The sequence below is a fragment of the Algibacter sp. genome (assembly GCF_049667265.1).
Lineage (GTDB): Bacteria > Bacteroidota > Bacteroidia > Flavobacteriales > Flavobacteriaceae > Algibacter_B.
This window is the reverse complement of record NZ_JBATHX010000161.1, coordinates 1-1,636: the sequence shown is the minus strand read 5'-3', so window position 1 is coordinate 1,636 and position 1,636 is coordinate 1. Positions and strand designations below refer to the sequence as shown.

Here is a 1,636-nt window from a genome sequence, read left to right as displayed (position 1 = left end):
GGTGGCGCCCTAACAGGTTTTTTAATTATGTGGTATTGGAAAAAAAATCAGTTTAACAGGAACCGTTGGAATTAATGACGTCACTTACACAAGACATAAAAGAAAAACTTTCTAATCTTAATGTATTAGAAAAAATTATAGCTATTAATGTGGTAGTTTTTCTATTGGCTTTAATTTTAAGAATGAATTTTACATGGTTTGAATTACCAAGTGATTTTTCGAAATTTATTACTAAGCCTTGGGCAATAATTACCTATGCTTTTTTACATTCGCGTGAAGATCCTCTGCATATCTTATTCAATATGCTATGGTTGTATTTTTTAGGGCGTATGTTTCTGAATCTTTTTAGTACTAAAATGGCATTGAATATTTATTTTCTTGGGGCTATTTCAGGAGGACTATTGTTTATGTTGGGCTATACCTTGCTTCCTAGTTTTTTTGGTGGAAGTTCAAGGTTGTTAGGAGCATCGGCAGCAGTAAGAGCCTTGTTTATTTTTCTATGTGCTTACATGCCTAATCAAGACATTCGTTTTTTTACCTTCAATTTGAAACTTTGGTATGTTGGAGCAGTCATTGTACTTTTAGATGTTTTAGGATTATTTGGAGATAATGCAGGCGGGAATTTAGCACATTTAGGTGGCGCTCTTCTGGGGTATTTCTACGCAAAACAATTAATTAAAGGGCAAGATATTGGAAAAGGTTTTGAAAAGTTTGTGGATAGTATAACAGGTGTTTTCAAATCTTCAAAAAAAGCCCCTTTAAAAACAGTTCATAAAAACAAAAGTAAGGGTGATAGCTATACTAAATCCGATTTTAATCAGTTTAATAATCAAAAGAAAATTGATGTTATCTTAGATAAAATAAGTAAAAGTGGCTATGATAGTTTAACATCAGAAGAAAAAGAATTCTTATTTAGAGCAGGGAAGTAGCGCGATGAAGAAACTAAGCTCCATTAATAAAATCATATATTTTATAAATACCATTGCAGCGGTGCTTCTTTTGCTTTCGTATGTTTTACCATTTTTACCACCTAAAACATTTTCCATACTAGCGGTAGTAAATTTAGGGGTATCCTTTTTAATTATTATAAATGTAATTTTCTTTTTGTATTGGGTAATTCGGCTGAAAAAACAATTTATGCTTTCATTCGTGGCGCTTGTAATAGGGTATTTTTCTTTTGGCTCATTATATAAGTTTTCTGCATCCAAAAAAATTGAAAGTCCTGATAATTTTAAAGTAATGAATTATAATGTTAGGCTTTTTAATCTCTATGAATGGATTCCTGAAAAAGGGATAGAAACTAAAATGGTAGATTTTCTAAAAACGGAATCGCCAGATATTTTGAGTGTTCAAGAATATCATCCACATAAAAATATAGATTTATCTTTTTTTAAATATAAGTTTGAGAAGCTATCAGGTAAGAAAACGAAATATGGCCAAGCTATTTTTTCAAAATTCCCAATAGTTAATTCAGGTTCTATAGAATTTCCAAACACCCCTAATAATGCCATTTTTGCTGATGTTGTAAAAGGAAAAGATACCATAAGAATATACAATATCCATTTGGAATCTTTACGAATTAATACCAAAGTTGAAAGTTTAAAAAATGAAGATTCCGAAAGACTTTTTAAAAGAA

At 30.4% G+C, this 1,636-nt stretch carries 2 protein-coding genes and 1 pseudogene; all 3 read left to right on the top strand.

Translation table 11 applies throughout. The features are described 5' to 3' along the window. Positions 1-75: pseudogene (locus WBN21_RS05935) on the top strand (rhomboid family intramembrane serine protease); the annotation flags it as partial. Continuing rightward, the gene (locus WBN21_RS05930; protein ID WP_424198396.1) at positions 75-929 is read left to right on the top strand and encodes a rhomboid family intramembrane serine protease; all 855 of its coding nucleotides are present in this window, start codon (positions 75-77) and stop codon (positions 927-929) included. The pseudogene WBN21_RS05935 and the gene WBN21_RS05930, both read left to right, overlap by 1 nt. A 4-nt stretch (positions 930-933) precedes the next feature. After that, a partial coding sequence (locus WBN21_RS05925) for an endonuclease/exonuclease/phosphatase family protein (protein WP_424198394.1) occupies positions 934-1,636 on the top strand: 703 nt, incomplete at its 3' end.